The 18,506-nt window shown below is 74.0% G+C and carries 18 protein-coding genes and 1 pseudogene; 7 read left to right on the top strand and 12 right to left on the bottom strand.

The window, feature by feature from the left end:
* The coding region (locus tag E1300_RS36665; protein ID WP_242619621.1) for a sensor histidine kinase at nt 1–1,279 on the top strand (1,279 nt) is incomplete at its 5' end.
* Between the two features lie 79 nt (nt 1,280–1,358).
* On the opposite strand, the gene E1300_RS36660 is transcribed toward E1300_RS36665, so the two are convergent.
* Nucleotides 1,359–4,280, bottom strand: coding sequence for an ABC transporter substrate-binding protein (locus E1300_RS36660; RefSeq protein WP_131761711.1), 2,922 nt, complete (start codon nt 4,278–4,280; stop codon nt 1,359–1,361).
* A gap of 52 nt (nt 4,281–4,332) precedes the next feature.
* On the bottom strand, nt 4,333–6,018 hold the full coding sequence (locus E1300_RS36655) for a serine/threonine-protein kinase (protein WP_131761710.1): 1,686 nt from the start codon (nt 6,016–6,018) through the stop codon (nt 4,333–4,335).
* 503 nt (nt 6,019–6,521) lie between these two features.
* Between E1300_RS36655 and E1300_RS36650 the strand changes: the two genes are divergently transcribed.
* Nucleotides 6,522–6,818, top strand: coding sequence for a DUF4193 domain-containing protein (locus E1300_RS36650; protein WP_131740700.1), 297 nt, complete (start codon nt 6,522–6,524; stop codon nt 6,816–6,818).
* Nucleotides 6,819–6,832: 14 nt separating this feature from the next.
* Complete coding sequence (locus E1300_RS36645) at nt 6,833–7,660, top strand: hypothetical protein (protein WP_242619620.1); 828 nt, start codon at nt 6,833–6,835, stop codon at nt 7,658–7,660.
* 129 nt (nt 7,661–7,789) lie between these two features.
* Here the strand turns inward: E1300_RS36645 and E1300_RS36640 are convergent, their stop codons facing one another.
* Entirely contained in the window at nt 7,790–8,404 is a 615-nt protein-coding gene (locus E1300_RS36640) for a maleylpyruvate isomerase family mycothiol-dependent enzyme (RefSeq protein ID WP_242619619.1), read from the bottom strand.
* A 51-nt stretch (nt 8,405–8,455) separates the two neighbouring features.
* A complete protein-coding gene (locus tag E1300_RS36635) occupies nt 8,456–8,743 on the bottom strand; it encodes a DUF4235 domain-containing protein (protein WP_131761709.1) in 288 nt (95 codons plus the stop codon).
* Nucleotides 8,744–8,871: 128 nt separating this feature from the next.
* Here E1300_RS36635 and valS point away from each other — a divergent pair, with 128 nt between their 5' ends.
* The 3 genes from valS (at nt 8,872) to E1300_RS36620 (ending at nt 13,845) form a co-directional block, all read left to right on the top strand.
* On the top strand, nt 8,872–11,400 hold the full coding sequence (gene valS, locus E1300_RS36630; RefSeq protein WP_131761708.1) for a valine--tRNA ligase: 2,529 nt from the start codon (nt 8,872–8,874) through the stop codon (nt 11,398–11,400).
* A gap of 121 nt (nt 11,401–11,521) precedes the next feature.
* Complete coding sequence (locus tag E1300_RS36625) at nt 11,522–12,721, top strand: acyl-CoA dehydrogenase family protein (protein ID WP_131761707.1); 1,200 nt, start codon at nt 11,522–11,524, stop codon at nt 12,719–12,721.
* Nucleotides 12,718–13,845: an acyl-CoA dehydrogenase family protein gene (locus E1300_RS36620; RefSeq protein WP_131761706.1), complete on the top strand. Its 1,128-nt coding sequence runs from the start codon at nt 12,718–12,720 to the stop codon at nt 13,843–13,845. Before E1300_RS36625 ends, E1300_RS36620 begins: the two co-directional genes overlap by 4 nt.
* Before the next feature lie 43 nt (nt 13,846–13,888).
* Here E1300_RS36620 and E1300_RS36615 read toward each other — a convergent pair whose 3' ends face one another.
* The 8 genes from E1300_RS36615 to E1300_RS54080 all read right to left on the bottom strand — a co-directional run bounded on the left by E1300_RS36615 (nt 13,889) and on the right by E1300_RS54080 (nt 18,423).
* On the bottom strand, nt 13,889–15,175 hold the full coding sequence (locus E1300_RS36615; protein WP_131761705.1) for a cytochrome P450: 1,287 nt from the start codon (nt 15,173–15,175) through the stop codon (nt 13,889–13,891).
* A 100-nt stretch (nt 15,176–15,275) separates the two neighbouring features.
* Nucleotides 15,276–15,983, bottom strand: a complete 708-nt coding sequence (locus tag E1300_RS36610; RefSeq protein WP_131761704.1) for a YidC/Oxa1 family membrane protein insertase — start codon at nt 15,981–15,983, stop codon at nt 15,276–15,278.
* Nucleotides 15,984–16,029: 46 nt separating this feature from the next.
* Nucleotides 16,030–16,323 (bottom strand): DUF6412 domain-containing protein, encoded by a 294-nt coding sequence (locus E1300_RS36605; protein ID WP_207400151.1) that lies wholly within the window; start codon nt 16,321–16,323, stop codon nt 16,030–16,032.
* A gap of 73 nt (nt 16,324–16,396) precedes the next feature.
* Entirely contained in the window at nt 16,397–16,954 is a 558-nt protein-coding gene (locus tag E1300_RS36600; RefSeq protein ID WP_131761703.1) for a hypothetical protein, read from the bottom strand.
* A gap of 18 nt (nt 16,955–16,972) precedes the next feature.
* The gene (locus tag E1300_RS50575) at nt 16,973–17,134 is read right to left on the bottom strand and encodes a hypothetical protein (protein WP_165503153.1); all 162 of its coding nucleotides are present in this window, start codon (nt 17,132–17,134) and stop codon (nt 16,973–16,975) included.
* 4 nt (nt 17,135–17,138) lie between these two features.
* A complete protein-coding gene (locus E1300_RS36595; RefSeq protein ID WP_131761702.1) occupies nt 17,139–17,693 on the bottom strand; it encodes a hypothetical protein in 555 nt (184 codons plus the stop codon).
* The gene (locus E1300_RS36590) at nt 17,690–18,151 is read right to left on the bottom strand and encodes a hypothetical protein (RefSeq protein WP_131761701.1); all 462 of its coding nucleotides are present in this window, start codon (nt 18,149–18,151) and stop codon (nt 17,690–17,692) included. The genes E1300_RS36595 and E1300_RS36590 overlap by 4 nt, the downstream gene beginning before the upstream one ends.
* The gene (locus E1300_RS54080) at nt 18,148–18,423 is read right to left on the bottom strand and encodes a MauE/DoxX family redox-associated membrane protein (protein WP_131761700.1); all 276 of its coding nucleotides are present in this window, start codon (nt 18,421–18,423) and stop codon (nt 18,148–18,150) included. Before E1300_RS54080 ends, E1300_RS36590 begins: the two co-directional genes overlap by 4 nt.
* 3 nt (nt 18,424–18,426) lie before the next feature.
* Between E1300_RS54080 and E1300_RS36580 the strand changes: the two are divergent.
* A pseudogene (locus E1300_RS36580) lies at nt 18,427–18,506 on the top strand (IS5/IS1182 family transposase); the annotation flags it as partial.

Genomic DNA, 18,506 nt, shown 5'->3' with positions numbered 1-18,506 from the left:
CGCGCGGCCGGACGGCGACCGCGCGGCGGCGTCCGCCCAGGAAGGCCACGACGCCGCCGAGGCGGGCCGCCGGAGCGGGCCGTGGCGGCGGCCGGGACCGCAGCAGTTCCCGCAGCCGAACCCGGGCGCCAAGGGCCTGTGGCGGGGCGAGGGCGGCTCGTTCACCGCGGACCTGAAGGCGCTGCCGAGCCGGATGAGCGTGCGGCTGCGCCTCACCCTGCTGTACGGGCTGCTGTTCTTCATGGCCGGCGCGCTGCTGCTGTTCGTGATGTCGGTGCTGATGGCCAACATCCTCGGCAACGTCAAGGTGATCGTGCCCGGCCTGTCGGAGGCGGAGGCGGCCGAGTGGCATCGGCTGTTCGTCGAGCAGACGATGAAGCAGCTCGTCGGGCGGTCGCTCGTCGCGCTCGCCGGGGTCGGGATCATCACGCTGGTGCTCGGCTACTTCGTCGCCGACCGCGCGCTCAGCCCGCTCCAGCGGGTCACGGCCACCGCGCGCCGCCTGTCGGAGAGCACCCTGCACGAGCGGATCGCGCTGGAGGGCCCGGACGACGAGATCAAGGAGCTGGCCGACACCTTCGACGCGATGCTGGAGCGGCTCGGGCAGGCGTTCGACTCCCAGCGCCGCTTCGTCGCCAACGCCTCGCACGAGCTGCGCACCCCCCTCGCGATCAACCGGACGCTGCTGGAGGTGGCGCTCGGCGACCCCGAGGTGTCGGACGACCTGCGCGCCGTCGGCCGGACCCTGCTGGCCACCAACGCCCGGCACGAGCGCCTCATCGAGGGCCTGCTGCTGCTGGCCCGCAGCGAGCGCGAGCTGACCGCCCGCGCGCCCGTCGACCTGGCCGAGGTGGCGGCGACGGTGCTGGAGCACTCCGCCCGCCGCGACCACGACAACGACGTCGCCGTCCACCCGGAGCTGACGTCCGGGACGGCGCTCGGCGACCCGGTGCTGCTGGAGCACCTGGTGTCGAACCTCGTGGAGAACGCGGTCAAGCACAACGAGGACGGCGGCGAGCTGTGGATCCGGACCGGGATCCTGGAGGGCTGGGCCACCGTCCAGGTCGAGAACACCGGCCCGGTCGTCCCCGCCTACGAGGTGGAGCGGCTGTTCGAGCCGTTCCGGCGGCTGAACGCCGACCGCGTCGAGTCCGCCAAGGGCGCGGGCCTCGGCCTGTCCATCGTCCGGTCGGTCGTGCTGGCGCACCGCGGCGCCGTGTACGCCGCGCCGCGCCCGGGCGGCGGCCTGATCGTCACGGTCCGGCTCCCGCCGGGCTGATCCCGGACGCGCTGACCCCGGACGGTCCGGCGCCGCCCGCGCCGGTCACCTGAGGGCGGCTGTCACCTGAGGGGGGCGGTCACTTCAGGGCGGCGGTGGTGAGCGTGGGGTCGCCGTCGTAGTCGAGGCTCAGGCCGACGTACTTCGGGTTCGTCACGGCGGCGCGCCCGTCGTACACGAGCGGGATCAGGGCCATGTCGTCCAGCGCCGTCCGCTCGGCCTGCTGGTAGACGCCGGTGCGCCTGGCGCCGTCGGGCGTCCGGACCGCGGTGCTCAGGAGCTCGTCGAACCGGGAGCTCCGGTAGCCCGCGAGGTTGCTGTTGGCGTTGTCCGGCTCGGCGACCACCGTCCCGCCCAGGATCGACCACAGCATCGTGTAGGCGTCCGGGAAGTCCGGGCCCCAGGCGTAGAACGCCAGCCCGGAGGCGTCGCTGGCGACGAGCGCCTTGCGGTAGTCCTCGTACTTGGTGATCGGCGTCTTCCTCAGGTCGATCTTCCAGCCGAGCACCGTCTCCAGCTGGCTCCGCACCAGCGCGGCGACCTTCTCCCAGATCCCGGTCTCCTGCATGTACAGCCGCACGGTCGTGCCGGGTCCGAGCCCGGCCTGGGTCGCGAGCTGCTTCGCCTTGACCGGGTCGGGCGCGTCGCAGGACGGGCAGGGCCGCGTCGCGCCGAAGCCGGGGAGGGCGCTCGGCACGATGCCGTGGGCGGCCGGGTAGACGCCGCCGAACGCCTGGCTGATCTTCGAGCGGTCGAGGGCGTAGGAGACCGCCAGCCGCGCGTTCTTGTCCGCCATCGGCCCGCGCTTCGCGAGCGGCACGATCATCCGCGTGAACGCCATGGGCCGCTTCGCCAGGTTCCCCTCACCGGCGAGGGTGGAGTAGTCCTCGGAGTTGATCGTCGCCCACCCGTACTCGCCGGACGCCACGCCCGCGCGCCCCTTCGCCGACTCCGTGCTGAGCAGCACGGTGACCTCGTCCAGCATCGTCCTGCCGAAGGCCCAGGACTCGTTGCGGGCGAGCGTGAAGCTCTGCCCCTTGACCGAGCGCGCCAGCTTGAACGGGCCGTTGCCGATCGGGTTGAGGTTGTAGGTGTCGTTGTCGGGCTTCCCGGCCGCCTCGGGGACGGGGTCGAAGACGGGATCGACCAGGCGCGCGGCGAACTCGCAGTGCGGCGACGTCAGCTTGACCTGGAGGCCGGTTCCGGACACCCGGACGCCCGACAGCTCGGACGCCTTGCCGCCGGAGACGTCGCCGAAGCCCTCGATGTCGGCCATCAGCACCGGCCCGGCGCCCAGCGTCGTCGCCGCGCTGCGGGCCCAGCCGCGCGCGAACGCCTCCGCGTCGACCGGCTCGCCGTTGCTGAACGTCGTGCCGGTGCGGATGCCGATCGTCCAGTTCTCGCAGGTCGCGTCGGGCGTGATCGAGGTGGCCAGGCGGTTGCGGAGCGTCCCGTCGGGATTCTGGTCGACCAGGCCGGTGAAGAGCTGCTTGGGCAGGAACCGGTCGGTGCCGCTGAACGAGTGCGACGGGTCGATCTCCCCGTCGGTGTTGGTGCCGGCCGGGACCGTGATCTGCATGGTGCCGCCGACCCGTCCCGCGGACCCGCCCGACGACCCCGACCCGCCGCTGTCGCCGTCGAGGAGGTTGACGGCGAGCACGCTGCCCGCCACGACGAGCGCGACCACGGCGGCGCTGCCCGCCCCGGCGAGCACCTGCATGCCGCGCCTGGAACGGCGCGGACCGTCCGAAGGCTTGGTGTGCAGGACGCCGGACCCGGACGAGCCGGGCGTCCCGGGCGGCCACGTGGAGCCGCCGGGCGGCGGGGTGGAGGCGTTCGGCCCCCACGGCGGGCCCGGGACGGCCCCCGGCGGCGGGCTACCGGGGTACTGCTGGTACGCCTGCGGATACGGCGGCGGGGGAGTCTGTCCCAGAGGCGAGTGAGGCGGTGGCGTCTGCCCGAGGGGCGAGTGGGGCGGTGGCGTCTGCCCGAGGGGCGAAGAGGGCGGCGCCTGCGCGGGGGAAAGCGGGGAGGGGAGCAGCCGCGACTCGGACGCGGCGGCCACCTCGGCGCCCTGGGTCAGCATGTCGGCGGGCGCCTCGTCGTCCCTGGCCGCGCCAGGCCGCGCCGGGCTCCCGGCGAGTTCGAGGAGCCGCGCGAGGACCCTGGCCGACGTGGGACGCAGCGCCGGGTCCTTGCTGAGGCAGTCGGCGACGAGGCCGCGCAGCGGCTCGGCGAGCGCGCCGAGGTCCGGCGGCAGGTTGAGGATGCGGTGCATGACCGCGGGGATGGAGTCCTGGCCGAACGCGGGCCGCCCCGTGGCCGCGTAGACCATCGTGGCGCCCCAGGCGAACACGTCGGCGGCCGGGCCGACCGGCGCGCCGGAGATCTGCTCGGGCGCCATGTACGCGGGGGTGCCGACCGCCGTGCTGGACATCGTCCCGGTGGCGTCCAGCGCCCGCGCGATGCCGAAGTCGATGACGCGCGGGCCGTCCGCGGCGAGGAGGACGTTGGCGGGCTTGAAGTCGCGGTGCACGACCCCCGCCTGGTGGATCGCGGTCAGCGCGGTCATCGTGCCGATGGCGATCCGGTCGAGGTCGGCGCCGCGGCGCGGGCCCTCCCCGGCCAGCACCGCCGATAGCGCCGGGCCGTCGATGTACTCGCTGACGATGTAGGGCCGGTCGCCCTCCACGTCGGAGTCGAGGACCGGCGCCGTGCAGAACGCCGACACGCGCTTGGCGACCGCCACCTCCGCCGCGAACCGCGACCGGGCCTTCGGGTCGCCGCTGAACCGCGCGTGCAGCAGCTTCACCGCGACCCGGCCGTCGGGTTCCCGGCCGCCGGGTTCCCGGGCGTCGGGTTCCCCGGCGTCCGGCGCGTCGTCCACCTCGCGCACGGCGAGGTACACCGCGCCCTGCCCGCCCTCACCGAGGAGCCCGGTCAGCCGGTACGGCCCCAGATGGGTGGGATCTCCCGCCCGCAGTGGGGCGATCTGCGCCATCTGAGTCCTTCCGGGGAGGGCGGGCGCCGGACGTGCTTCCCGACCGCGCGGCCTACTGCTTCGTCACGTATCCGTACGCGGCCGCGGTGACGTCGGACTGGTTCTGCCGCCACTCCCACCGCACCAGGGTGCTGGTGGACGAGGTCCGCGTGAACGTGATGTAGCCCGGCGCGCACTGCGAGGTCGACATCCCCGACATCGGGGTCTCGCGGTACTGCTGCTTGAGCCCCTCGTCCTCCAGCAGCGTCAGGCGGGTGATGCACGTGGGGGTGCTGGTGTAGGTGTAGCGCGCGGTGCCGAAGCTGTTCAGCAGCGCGAACCGCACCTGGAAGCTCGTCCGGCCCGTCCCGGCGCCCGGCTGGAGGCCGGTGCCGGAGTAGGTGCCGAGGAGCCCGCCGGTCGTGGTGGGCGTCGGCGTGCTCGGCGTGTAGGTGTAGCTGTACGTCGGCCGGACGGGGTCGTCGTCGCTGTTCGCGCCGATGATGGCCAGCACCACGATCACGATGACGACGAGCAGCGCGAGCGCGCCGCACCCGATCGCGATGATCGGCCCCGCGCTGCTGGACTGCCGCGGCGGCGCCCCGTACGGCGGCCCCGGCGGGACGGGCCCGCCCATCTGCATGGGCGGCGGCGTGGACGGCGGGCCACCGATCGGGCCCCCGACCGGAGGGGCGCCCTGGTACATCGGCCCCTGGTTCATGGGCATGGGCGGCGGCGTGATGGGCTGCGGCGGCGGCGTCATCGGCCCCTGGTTCACCGGCCCCTGGTTCATGGGCATCGGGGGCGGGGTGATGGGCTGCGGCGGCGCCGTGTGCCGGGCGGGCGGGACGGGCGGCGGCGGGGGCAGCTGCGCGGCGATCCGCGTGCCCTGGTTGAGCAGGTCCTCCTGCCCGGCCGCCGGGTTCGCGGGCGCGGCGCCGACGTGGCCCAGCAGGTTCAGCAGGAGCTGGGCGGCCGGCGGGCGCAGCCCCGCGTCCTTGGACAGGCAGCGCCCGACGAGGTCGCGCAGCGGCCCGGGGGGCAGCGCGGACAGGTCCGGCTCCTCGTTGAGGATCCGGTTGATGATCACCGGGAGGGTGTCGGCCTCGAACGGCGACTGGCCGGTGGCGGCGAACACCATCGTCGCGCCCCAGGCGAAGATGTCCACCGCGGGCGTGAGCGGCGCGCCGGTGAGCTGCTCGGGCGCGAGGTAGCCGGGGGTGCCGACGACCATGCCCGTCGCGGTGACGGCGCTCTCCTGCGAGTTGACCGTCCGGGCGATGCCGAAGTCGACCACGCGCGGGCCGTCGGACGCCAGCATGACGTTGTTGGGCTTGAAGTCGCGGTGCACGATGCCGGCCTCGTGGATGGCCGCGAGGGCCGTCACCGTGCCGATCGCGAGCCGCTCCAGCTCGGCGGCGCCGCGGGGGCCGTTGTGGGCCACCACGTCGTGCAGGGAGGGGCCGTCGATGAACTCGCTGACGACGTACGGCTGGTCGCCCTGGACGTCCGCCTCCAGCACGCGGGCGGTGCAGAAGGGCTCGACCTTCTGGGCCGCCGCGACCTCGCGGGTGAAGCGGGCCCGCGCCGCGGGGTCGTTCGCCATCTGCGCGTGCAGCAGCTTGACGGCGACGTAGTCGCCGTTCGGCGCCTTGCCGAGGAAGACCGCCCCCTGCCCGCCGGCGCCCAGCCGTCCGACGACCTCGTACCGTCCCAGTGCCCTAGGATCGCCCGGCTCCAGCGGAGCGGCATCCGGCATCTGACCCTCCAGTGACCCGCAGTGACATACCGCGATAGTGTGCGCCGAGCCCCGCGCGGAGCAAGACCCGGCCGCTGCCGGATCGCCCCCGCAGGGGGCTTGCCCCCAACCTCAGGCGGGCACGATATCGCGTTAGTTCAGACGTTTCACCGATCCGTCTGGTTCAGTGGCCGACCAGGCGTCGGAGCGGTCCGGGATCCGGGAGGCCGGTCGGCGCGCGCAACGCCTCCGGGACCGATATGATCCCCGCCGCCGCGGGATCCCGGCGAGGCGTCCAGGCGTCGCGCACCGTGCCGGGGCATCTGCCGGGTATGTGACAGAAGACACAAACGAGGAACAGATCCGGGTGATCGGTGTCACTCGTGGGAACGGTCGCGCCTTGTGTGTCGCAGGTCACCAACCGTGACAGAATTTCCCGCCCGGATCGGGCACAAGAACGGCCCTTCGAGCGTTAGATCCGCGCGACGGGGCGCATAAAGCACTGAGGGGGATGGAGATAGAAGATGGCGACCGACTACGACAGCCCACGCAAGACAGACGACGACCTCAACGAGGACAGCCTCCAGGAGCTCCAGGCACGGCGGGCCGACAAGGCCGCGAGCATCATCGACGAGGACCTGGACGCCGGTGAGGTCGCCGAGCTGCCGGGCGCGGACCTCTCCAACGAGGAGCTCACCTTCCGGGTGGTTCCCCGGCAGGCGGACGAGTTCACCTGCACCCGCTGCTTCCTGGTGCACCACCGCAGCCAGCTGGCCACCGAGAAGAACGGCCAGCCGATCTGCCGCGAGTGCGCCGCCTGACCGGAGGTGGCCGGGTGACGGGAGATCTGGAGAAACGCGACGAAGGGGTGGAGCCGGCGCAGGGCGGCGGCTCCACCGAGATCGGTGAGCTGATCGGCAGGCTCACCGGTGACGAGGACATGGACCGCGAGACCCGCGGCCGCCTGCTCGGACGGCTGGCCAGACTGCTCGGCCGGCGCGCCCGCAGGGTGGGCGCCGCGGGCATCGGCCGCGGCCGCTGGCTCGCCGACCTCCTCGTCGAGGCGGCGCCGCACATCCCGATCCGCGATCTGGAGACGCTGCGCCGCCACCACCACGACCTGTCCGGCGAGGCGCTCGCCGACAGCGTCGTGCGGGTGGCCGGCAACGCGACCACCGCCGTCGGCGCCGCCGGCGGCGCGCTGGCCGCGGTGGAGTTCGCGGCCCCGCCGCTGCTGCTGACGGCCCCCGCCCAGCTCGCCGCCGAGACGCTCGTCGTCGCGGCGATCGAGACCAAGATGATCGCCGAGCTGCACGAGGTGTACGGCGTGCGCGTCGAGGGGTCGGGCTCCGCGCGCGGCGCGGCGTTCGTCACCGCCTGGGCGCGGCAGCGCGGCATCAACCCCCTGAAGAACGAATCGCTGACGAACGCGCTCGGCTCCGCGGCCAAGGCGGCCCTCCGCAAGCGGATGCTGCGCACCTTCGGACGCAGCATGAGCACGCTCGGGCCCTTCCTGACCGGCGCGGCGGCGGGTGCCGCCCTGAACCGCGCCGCCACCAAGAACCTGGCGGCGCGCGTCCGCGACGACCTGCGCGGCACCGTGGGGACCCCGCCCCCGGCTCCGCTCCCCGGCGACCGCCCCTACATCAAGCCGGCGGACTGACCCTTCCAGGCGGCGTTCGGAACGGCACGGCCCCCGGGTCCGTTCCGGCGCGCCCGTTCCCAGGCCGCGCACCCGCCGCCCGGTCCGCCGTCCGCTCCGTTCGCCTCGCGCCCGGTCCCCCCACGGGCGTCAGGCGAACCGGAGCTCCGGGACGACCGAGTCGCGGCCCGCGAGCCACAGCCCCAGGGCCTCGCGGGTCCCGGCGACCTCGGGGCCGCGGCCGACCGGCCGGTGCCCCTCGTCCGGGACGAGCCGGTGCCGCAGCACCCGCCGGTTCAGCCACAGGCTGAGCTGGAGCCCCTCACGGAAGATCGCGGTGGCGACCGGCCCGGGCACCTCCCGCTCCCGGCCGAGGCCGCGGACGACGTCCTGGTGGTGGACGCCGAGGTCGCCGAGCAGGAGGCCCGCGCTCACCCGGCTGGTGGCGGCCGGGTTCGCGGCCCAGTGCCGCGCCCACTCCATCAGCCGCTCGCGGGAGACGTGCCGGGCGCGGTCGGCCTGCGCCTTGTTGGCGGCGTTCACGCGCGGGCCGTACGGCAGGTACGACGCGAAGAAGTAGTCGACACCGATGACATGGCCGAGGACGTCGCGGGGCGCCCACTCGGCGCAGAGGGTCGTCCCGGCGTCGAAGTCGTCGTCCGACAGGTCCTCGACGGTCTCGATGAAGCGGTGGCGCTCGGCGCGCAGCTCGTCCTCGTACGGGAGGCGCATCGTGGTCGGTCCCTTCTGGGCGGGACCGACCACGATACGCAGCGTCCTCCCGGAGCGCCCGGGCGTCCCGGCGACCGCGTCCGGCTAGACGTCGATCTTCAGGTGGGAGGGCAGCTCGCCCGTCCCCTTGGCCCACTGCCGCGCCGTGGCCCGGGTGGCGAGCAGGCGCGCCAGCTCCATGCCGACGCCCATCACCACGGCCCACCCCAGCGCCTCGGCGAGCGCCACGTCGGGGGACTCGGGGTTGGTCGGCGGCTCCTTGCCGGTGCTCTTCTTCCAGGCCAGCGTGATGGCCTTCTTCGCGATCCAGCCGCCCGCGAAGGCCGCGGCGCCGGCCGTCACGCGAAAGCCGAGGTCGCCTCTGTCCGCCATGATCGTCCTCCAGTCGGTCCTGTCCCCCCGACGCTACCGGACGGTCCGGTTCCGGCGGCGGAGTGATCGTCGCGTCGGCGCGGCCGTTAATCGCATGCGGTCCCGCCCGCTGTCAATACCATTGGGACATGACAGAGCAGCCGCGTACGCCGAGCGTCCCAGCCAAGCCCTCCCTGGACGGCCTGGAGGACCGGTGGGTACGCGCCTGGGAGGAGAGCGGCGTCTACCGCTTCGACCGCACCCGGCCGCGCGGCGAGGTCTACTCGATCGACACCCCGCCGCCCACCGTGAGCGGCTCCCTCCACGTCGGCCACGTCTTCTCCTATACCCACACCGACGCCGTCGCGCGGTTCCACCGCATGCGCGGCCGCGCGGTCTTCTACCCGATGGGCTGGGACGACAACGGCCTGCCCACGGAGCGCCGCGTCCAGAACCACTTCGGGGTCCGGTGCGACCCGTCGCTGCCGTACGACCCGGAGTTCGTCCCGCCGGAGAAGCCCGACGCCAAACGGCAGGTCCCGGTCTCGCGGCGCAACTTCATCGAGCTGTGCGAGCGGCTCACCGAGGTCGACGAGCGGGCGTTCGAGGAGATGTGGCGCCGCGTCGGCCTGTCGGTCGACTGGAGCCACCTGTACACGACGATCGGCGGCACCGCGCGGACCGCGTCGCAGCGGGCGTTCCTGCGCAACCTCGCGCGCGGCGAGGCGTACGTCTCCGAGGCGCCGACGCTGTGGGACGTCACGTTCCGCACCGCCGTCGCGCAGGCCGAGTTGGAGGACCGCGAGCAGCCCGGCGCGTTCTACCGCATCCGGTTCCACGGCGACGAGCGTCCCGTCTACATCGAGACGACCCGTCCCGAGCTGCTGCCCGCCTGCGTCGCGCTGGTCGCGCATCCCGACGACGAGCGGTACCGGGAGCTGTTCGGGACGACCGTCCGCACGCCGCTGTTCGGCGTGGAGGTCCCGGTCCTGGCGCACCGGCTGGCCGAGCCCGGCAAGGGCTCCGGCATCGCGATGATCTGCACGTTCGGCGACGTCACCGACGTCACCTGGTGGCGTGAGCTCGACCTGCCCACCCGCCCGGTCATCGGCTGGGACGGGCGCCTCGTCGCCGACCCGCCGCCGGGCGTCCCCGCCGGCCCGTACGGGGAGCTGGCGGGCAAGACGGTCTTCTCCGCGAAGGAGCGGGTCGTCGAGATGCTGCGCGAGTCCGGCGACCTGGACGGGGAGCCCCGCAAGATCAGCAGGCCGGTGAAGTTCTACGAGAAGGGCAGCAAGCCCCTTGAAATCGTCACGACGCGGCAGTGGTACCTCCGCAACGGCGGCCGGGACGCCGGGCTCCGCGCCGAGCTGCTCGCGCGCGGCGGCGAGCTCGACTGGCACCCGCCCTACATGCGGGCCCGCTACGAGAACTGGGTCGAGGGGCTGAACGGCGACTGGCTGATCTCCCGGCAGCGGTTCTTCGGCGTGCCGATCCCCGTCTGGTACCGGCTCGACGGGGCGGGGGAGCCGCGCTACGACGACCCGATCGTCCCGTCCGAGGACGCGCTGCCCGTCGACCCGTCCTCGGACGTCCCGCCGGGCTTCACCGAGGACCAGCGCGGCAAGCCGGACGGGTTCGCGGGCGACCCCGACGTGATGGACACCTGGGCGACGTCGTCGCTGACGCCGCAGATCGCGGGCGGGTGGGAGCGCGACGCCGACCTGTTCGGCCGGGTCTTCCCGTACAGCCTGCGCCCGCAGGCGCACGACATCATCCGCACCTGGCTGTTCTCCACGGTCGTCCGCTCGCACCTGGAGCACGGGTCGCTCCCGTGGTCCGACACCGCGCTGTCCGGGTGGATCCTCGACCCGGACCGCAAGAAGATGTCGAAGTCCAAGGGCAACGTCGTCACGCCGATCGACCTGCTGCGCGAGTACGGGTCGGACGCCGTCCGCTACTGGGCGTGCAGCGGGCGCCCGGGCACCGACACCGCGTTCGACACCGGCCAGATCAAGGTCGGCCGGCGGCTCGCCATCAAGATCCTCAACGCGTCCAAGTTCGTGCTGGGGCTGGGCGAGGTCGCGCCGGGCGCCGCGGTGGCCGAGCCGCTGGACCGGGCGATGCTGGCGGCGCTCGCCGGCGTCGTCCGGGAGGCGACGGAGGCGTTCGAGGGCTACGACTACACGCGCGCGCTGGAGCGCACGGAGCGGTTCTTCTGGGAGTTCTGCGACGACTACCTGGAGCTGGTCAAGGCGCGCGCGTACGGGGAGGGCCCGGAGGCGCAGTCCGCGCGGGCGGCCCTGCGCGCGGCCCTGTCGGTGCTGCTGCGGCTGTTCGCGCCCGTCCTGCCGTTCGTGACCGAGGAGGTCTGGTCCTGGTGGCGGGACGGGTCGGTGCACGCCGCGTCCTGGCCGTCGGCGGACGAGCTGCCCGCCGGCGGCGACCCCGCGGTGCTGGCGGCGACCGGTGAGGCGCTGCGGCAGGTCCGCAAGGCCAAGTCGGCGGCGAAGGCGTCGATGCGCGCCGACGTGACGCGCGCCGTCGTCCGCGGGTCGGAGGCGCGCCGCGTCGCGCGGCCGGACCTGGCCGCCGCCGGCCGCATCGCCGACCTGACGCTGGAGGACGCCCCGGCCGCCCTCACCGTCGACGTCACGCTCGCTCCCGCGACGACCTGAGCCCGGGCTGTCTGGGGCGTCCAGATGGCGGGGGCATGAAACCGAATGGCATTCCAATTCGGGTGGGCAGGCGCTAGCGTAAGTGCACGCTGACCGCCGTTCACCCGGGAGGAGCCACCCCGTGACGGATCTCGACGAGTACGGGCGCAGAGCCCGCGCCTGGCTTGAGGCCAACGCCTCGGACCTGTCGCCCGAACCCGACCTCCGGACGGCCCGCGCCTTCATGGCGAAGCTCTACGACGCGGGCTACTCGGGCATCACCTGGCCGGCCGAGTACGGCGGGCAGGGGCTCAGCGCGGCCGAGGAGCGCGCCTTCCAGCAGGCGTCCCGCGGCTTCACCCTGCCGATCGGCGTCTTCGGCATCGGGTTCGGCATGTGCGGGCCGACGCTCGTGTCCATCGGCACCGAGGAGCAGAAGAGGCGGTACGTCCGGCCGCTGCTGCGCGGCGAGGAGATCTGGTGCCAGATGTTCTCCGAGCCCGGCGCCGGCTCGGACGTCGCCTCGCTCCAGACCCGCGCCGTCCGCGACGGCGACGCCTGGGTCGTCAACGGGCAGAAGGTGTGGACGTCGGTGGCGAAGCAGGCCGACTTCGGGCTGCTCATCGCCCGGACGGACGTGGACGTGCCCAAGCACAGGGGCATCACGATGTTCATCGTCGACATGCACGACCCCGGCGTCACCGTCCGGCCGCTGCGCGACATGAGCGGCGAGTCCCACTTCAACGAGATCTTCCTCGACGACGTGCGGATCCCCGCGGACCGCGTGGTCGGCGAGGTCAACGGCGGCTGGTCCGCGGCCGTCACCACGCTGCTGCACGAGCGCGTCTCGATCGGCATGGGCGCGACCCGCACCGAGCGGCCCGCCTCGTTCGGCCCGCTGGCCGCCGCGGCCCGCGAGCGGGGGACCCTCGGCGACCCCGCCGTCCGCGACCAGCTCGTCGAGCTCTACATCCGGGAGCGGGCGCTCGACCTGTTCAACGCGCGGCTCGCGCAGGAGCTGAAGGCGGGCATCCAGCCGGGCGCCCGCGGGTCGGTCTCCAAGCTGCTGCTGGCCGACCTGATGCTGCACGGCGCGGACGTCGCCACCGAGATCCTCGGCCCGGACAGCGCCGCGCACGGCGAGGGCGACCGGCAGGACGACCTCATCGCCCGCACGCTGGCGATGGCGCCGGGCATGGCCCTCGGCGGCGGCACCAACGAGATCATGCGCAACATCATCGGCGACCGGGTCCTCGGGCTGCCGCGCGAGCCGCAGGTCGACCGGACCGTCCCGTTCCGCGATCTGAAGGTCGGCACGCAGGCGAAGGAGGCGGGGGCGTGAGGCTCATCCCCACCGAGGAGCAGCGGGAGCTGGGCGCGTCGGTGCGCGCCTTCCTCGCCGAGACCGCGCCGATGGCCCGCGTCCGCGCGGTCGCCGAGTCGGACGAGGCGTACGACGCCCGCGTCTGGGAGCGGATGGCGGGCGAGCTCGGCCTCGCCGGCCTCGCGATCCCGGAGGCGCACGGCGGCTCCGGCGCCGGGCACGGCGAGGTCGCCGCGGTCATGGAGGAGCTCGGCGCCGCGCTGACCCCGTCGCCGTTCCTCGCGTCCGCCGTCCTCGCCGCGAACGTCCTGCTGGCGGCCGAGCAGGCGGGCGACGAGGAGGCCGCCAAGGACCTGCTGCCCGGCATCGCGGCCGGCACGACGGTCGCGACGTTCGCCGTCCCGGTCAAGGGCGACCCGGTGACCCGCGCCCGCGAGTCGGACGGCGCGTACACGCTCACCGGCACCGTCCGCCGCGTCCTGAACGGCGCCGAGGCGGACGTGATCCTCGTCGCGTCCGTCCTGACCGACGAGGTGGCGGAGGAGGGTCTCGGCCCCCTGGCCGTGTTCGCCGTGGACGCGTCCGCAGCCGGGGTCGCCCGCACGCCGCTGACCACGCTCGACCTCACCCGTCCGCAGGCCAGGGTGGAGCTCGCGGACGCCCCGGCCCGGCTGGTCACCACGTCCGGCGACGCCCTCGCCCGGACCCTCGACCTGTCGGCCGTGGCGCTCGCCGCCGGGCAGCTCGGCGGGCTGCGCCGCTGCCTGGACACGATCGTCGAGTACGCCAAGCTGCGCGTCCAGTTTGGCCGGTTCGTCGGCTCCTTCCAGGGCGTCAAGCACAGGCTGGCCGACATGCACTGCACGCTGGAGCAGGCCGAGTCGGTCGTCCGGTACGCGGTGTGGGCGGCGGACGAGAGCCCGGACGAGCTGCCCGTCGCGGCGGCGCTCGCGCAGTCGTACCTGGGCCGGGCCTTCTTCCAGGTCGCCAAGGACCACCTGCTCCTGCACGGCGGCATCGGCTTCACCTGGGAGCACGACGCGCACCTGTACTACAAGCGCGCCAAGGGCGACGAGCTGCTCCTCGGCCCGCCGCGCGACCACCGGGCGCGGCTGGCCGAGCGCCTGGACCTCATCGTCTGACGTCCGGTGTCCGCGCGGGCGGGCGCCTGCCCTGCGCCTCGGGTCAGAGCGCGCAGGGCAGGTGCTTGATCCCGTTGATGAAGTTCGAGTAGAGCATCTCCGGCTCCCCGGCCGCGCGGATGCCCGGCACGCGCGTGAACAGCTCGCGGAACATCACCGTGATCTCGCGGCGGGCGAGGTTGGCGCCGAGGCAGAAGTGCGGGCCCGGTCCGCCGAACCCGACGTGCGGGTTCGGGGTCCGGGTGATGTCGAACGCGTCGGGGTCGGCGAAGACCGTCCCGTCCCGGTTCGCCGAGTTGTAGAACAGCAGGACCTTCTCGCCCGCCCGGTACTCGGTGCCGTTCATGACGTGGTCGCGGGTCAGCGTCCGGCGGAACTGGATGACCGGGGTGGCCAGCCGGACGATCTCCTCCACCGCGCCGGGCGCCCGCCCCTCGAAGTCCTCCAGCAGCAGGGCCCGCTGCTCGGGGTTGTCGGTGAGCAGCTTGAGGCCGTGCGACATGGCGTTGCGGGTCGTCTCGTTCCCGGCGACCACCAGCAGGATGAAGAACGAGCCGATCTCCTGGTCGGTCAGCGACTCCCCGTCCACGTTGGCGGTCACGAGCGCCGACACGAGGTCGTCGCCAGGCTCGCGGCGGCGCCGCCTGGCCAGCTTCATCGCCAGGTGGTTCAGCTCGTACCCGGCCGTCATCGCCTTGAGGAGGCCGTACAGGACGCCGCGGCGGGTGATGCCGTCGCGGTTGAAGTCCCGTCCGCCGGTGTACTCGGGGTCGCCGATGCCGAGGATCGTGTTGGTCCGGTCGTACACCATCGGCCGGACCCTCTCGGGGATGTCCATCATGTCGCAGATGACCTGGAGGGGGAGGCGGGCCGCGACGTCCGTGACGAAGTCGCCGGGGCCGTTGCGCACCAGGTCGTCCACGATCCGCGTCGCGGTCGCCTGGAGGTCGGCCTCCAGCTTCGCGAGCACCCGCGGGGTGAACGCCCGCGACACGATCCGGCGGATCCCGGCGTGCCGCGGGTCGTCCATGTTGATCATCGAGCCGAAGTAGCGGGCCATGTACCGGGGCAGGTCGGCGACGCTGTTGGAGCACGGCTCGCTGCTGAACACCCGCGGCGCCCGGCTCGCCCCGACCACGTCGGCGTGCCGGACGAGCGCGCGGTAGCCGGGGCCGCTCCGGATGAACGGCAGCTTCAGCTCGGGGAAGAAGGCGGGCTCGTCCAGCTCCCGCAGCCGGGCGAACGCCTCCCGGCGCGCCTCCGGCGGCCGGGACCAGAACGCCAGGTCCGACAGGTTGACTCCGGCCGTGTCCCGCGCTGTCGCCGTCACGCCGCACCGTCCTCGGGGGCTCGTCCAGAACGCCGTTCGGTTTCCATCGAACCGAGCCCCCGGGCCGGCGTCAACCCATAACCGCCATCGCGCGCACGCGTCACGCGGGCAGGGGCGCGAACCGCCGCCGCAGGACGGCGCGCTCCGCGGCCGTCCACGCACCCGACGTCAGCAGGTACAGCCCCGCCGCCAGCGGCACGAACGCCGCCACGGCGACCGTCCCGAACGGCAGCAGCCGCATCAGCGCGCCGGCCGGACCCGCGGCGCCGGACTTCGCCGCCCGCCGCGACGTCCACACCGCCACGGCCGCGAGCAGCGCGAACAGCACCAGGAAGACCAGCGACGCGGGCGCGAACAGGCCCCCGCCCACCACCCCGATGAAGTTCTGCCCGAGCGGCGCGGCGAAGAGCGTGTGCGCGAGCAGCAGGTTCTGGTGCCCGGCGACCGTCGCGGAGACGAACAGCCGGTACATGACCCCGAAGAACGGCCACTGGACGAGCACGGGCAGGCACCCACTGAACGGGGTCGCGGCCTCCGCCCGGTACAGCGCGGCCGTCTCACGCTGGAGCCGTTGCGGGTTCTTCGCGTACTTCTTCTGGAGCGCCTGGACCTGGGGGAGCAGCCGCGCCCGCTTCCGCTCGCCGCGCGCCGCCGCGACGGACAGCGGGACGAGCAGCAGCCGCACCGCCGCCGTGAAGACGACGATCGCGGCGGCGGTCGCGAGACCGCCCGCGACGGGATCGAGCAGGCCGGCGAGACCGGCGACGAGGTCGTGGGCGAGCGAGACGGGAGCGTCGAGCAAGAACATGGGAACCTTCCGGAACAGAGGGGGATCGTCGGCGTTCCGGCCGCGCTCAGGCGGCCGCGATCCCCGTTCCGGGAGCCCTCGGACGGGGCCGTCCCGCCGCGTCCGGGTCGCGCTGGGGCAGGAACAGCGTGCGCAGCGCGCGCTCCCGCAACGCCGTCCGCACCCGGGCGAGCGACGCTCGTCCGCGCACCGCGACCACGCACACGGCGGCGAGCACCAGCAGTCCCGCGACGGTGAAGGCCGCCAACGCCAGCAGCGCCGGCTGCTCCACCGAGGGCCCCGCGCCCAGGGCCAAGGCGACCACCCGCAGCAACGCGGAGACCACCACCGACCCCACCACGAACGCCCCCTTCCCCGCCCTTCCACCCAAACCGACGCCCACCACCCCCACTCGGTTCCCTTGGCACCGCTCGTCAGGTGAGGAGTAGGAGAGCGAGGGTCAGGGGGAGGACCAGGGCCGTGGTCGTGGTCAGGGCGGGGAGGCGGACGGCGACGGCTGCGCTGCGCGCTGGGTCGCGGGAGAGGTACGTCAGGGTGGAGCTCAGGGCCCTGCCCGCGCCGAAGGCCGTGCCCGCGAGGAGCGTGGTCGCCGGGTCCTGGTGGCTGAGGAGCAGGCCGAGGGCGAGGACGTACGGGCTGCTCGCCGACACGTACGTCCGGACACCCGTGCCGAGCTCGAAGCCGAACTGCATCGAGCCGCGGCGCAGGCGCGTCAGCAGGACCTCCTGGGGGATCTGGCGGGCGTTCTGCGGCAGCGGCAGGTGGACGAGGCCGAGCTCGCGGGCCGCGCCCAGCAGCGCCGCGGCCAGGACCGCCGCCGTCCGGACGGGCGGGGGGAGCGGCGCGGCGAGGCCGGACAGCAGCCAGATCACCGCCGCGCTCAGCGTGCCCCCGAGCAGGAGCCCGAGGGTGAAGACGGCCAGGACCTCGCCCTGCCGTACGGGGGCCCGCCAACCTGGCGAGAACAGCACCGACTCGCTGTTGCGCGTTCAAACGCTCCCCGACAGCGCGTACCCGGCGAGCGCGCCGACCGACGCCCAGCACAGGACGGCGGCGTCCGCCGCGGCGGACGCGACGGCGAGCAGGGCCAGCGCGGGGACCGGGAGGAACGGGTCGGTCAGGCCGCGCCGGACCGCCGTCACTTCTCGCACGCCGTCAGTTCTTGCACGCGACCGCCTTGCGGCAGATCGTCTTGTACCAGACGCCCTTCTTGCTCTTGTTCCAGCCGTCGTGGCAGCGCCACGTGACGCCCTTGGCGCAGCTCCCGCACTTCTTGGAGTAGGCCCAGAGCCAGCCGTCGTAGCCGCCGCTGTAGCACTGGTTCGGCCGCAGCTTGTACCAGCCGGGGTTCGACGCGCCCGACTTGTGGAACCCCTTGTACTTCCCGCTGTTCCGGCAGCACCACGCGCACACGTAGCTCGGCCCGCAGCCGGGCGAGCAGTTGTGGTTGGACGCGTAGGACGGGCAGCGCGGATAGATGTCGTAGTACCCGACCAGCTCGAACCCCGACGAGATGGCCTCCCGGGCCTGCGGGAACACGCCGAGCGCCTTCAGCCCGGCGGTGGCCCCGGCGGCGGCGAGCCCGGTCAGCAGGCTGCGCCGGGCGGGCCGCAGGCGCGGCGCGTCGTCGGGGAGCGGACGGCGCCGGACGCGCTGGGCTCCGCGGGGGCGCGGGCCGCGCAGCGGCGGGACGTCCTCCAGCTCGATCATCGCGCCGCCTCCAGGGTCAGCTCGCGGAGCGCCTCCGGGGACCCGACGGGCTCGGACGCCCGGACCCGCCCGTCCGCGCCGACGAGCACGGCGAACGGGGTGGCCGGGACGCGGTAGTCGGCGAACAGGCCGTCCCGCTCCCCGGACAGGACGGTCAGCGCGGGCGACGGGTCCGCGGCGGCCGGGCCCGCGAAGATGGCGTGCAGCGGGCGGCCGAGGTCGCCGGCGGCGGCGAGCACCTCGGCGCAGACCCCGCAGTCGCGGTCGAGGAACAGCAGCAGGCCGGGCCCGAGGCGGTCGAACGCGGGCGCGCGCGTCCCCGCCGCGGGACCGAGCGGCGCCGTCCCCGGCGCGCCCCGGCCGAGCGCGTGGACCTGCCGGACGAGCCCGGCGACCACCAGCGCGAGCAGCACGATCGCGACCCACGACAGCAGGAGGGCACTGTTCTGGAAGCTCATACGGCGGGGCTCCTCTCCTCGGTCATGGCGAGCGGGAGCGTCCAGAGGATCACCGCGAACCCCAGTCCCGCCGCGACGATGGTGACGATCTCGTACCGGGTCGGGTCGCCGGGCAGGCCCCACAGCGCCCCGGCGAGCGCCAGCGCCGCGAACGCCGCCGCCCGTCCCGCGACCCAGCCGGTCATCGGCGTCCGCTCGCCCGCGCACCCGCAGGGGACGCCGCGCCGCGTCCGCGCGACGCGGGCCCCGTACGCCGCGTAGAGGGCGAGCAAAGGGGGGAACTGACCGGCCCGAATCCTGTCGACCGCGGCAAACCCGGGTCGAAGATCCACTTGCTGGTCGACCGTGCCGGACT

The organism is Actinomadura fibrosa (genome assembly GCF_900659615.1).
Lineage (GTDB): Bacteria > Actinomycetota > Actinomycetes > Streptosporangiales > Streptosporangiaceae > Spirillospora > Spirillospora fibrosa.
The sequence above is the reverse complement of the archived record's forward strand: the minus strand, read 5'-3'. Positions and strand labels throughout refer to the sequence as shown.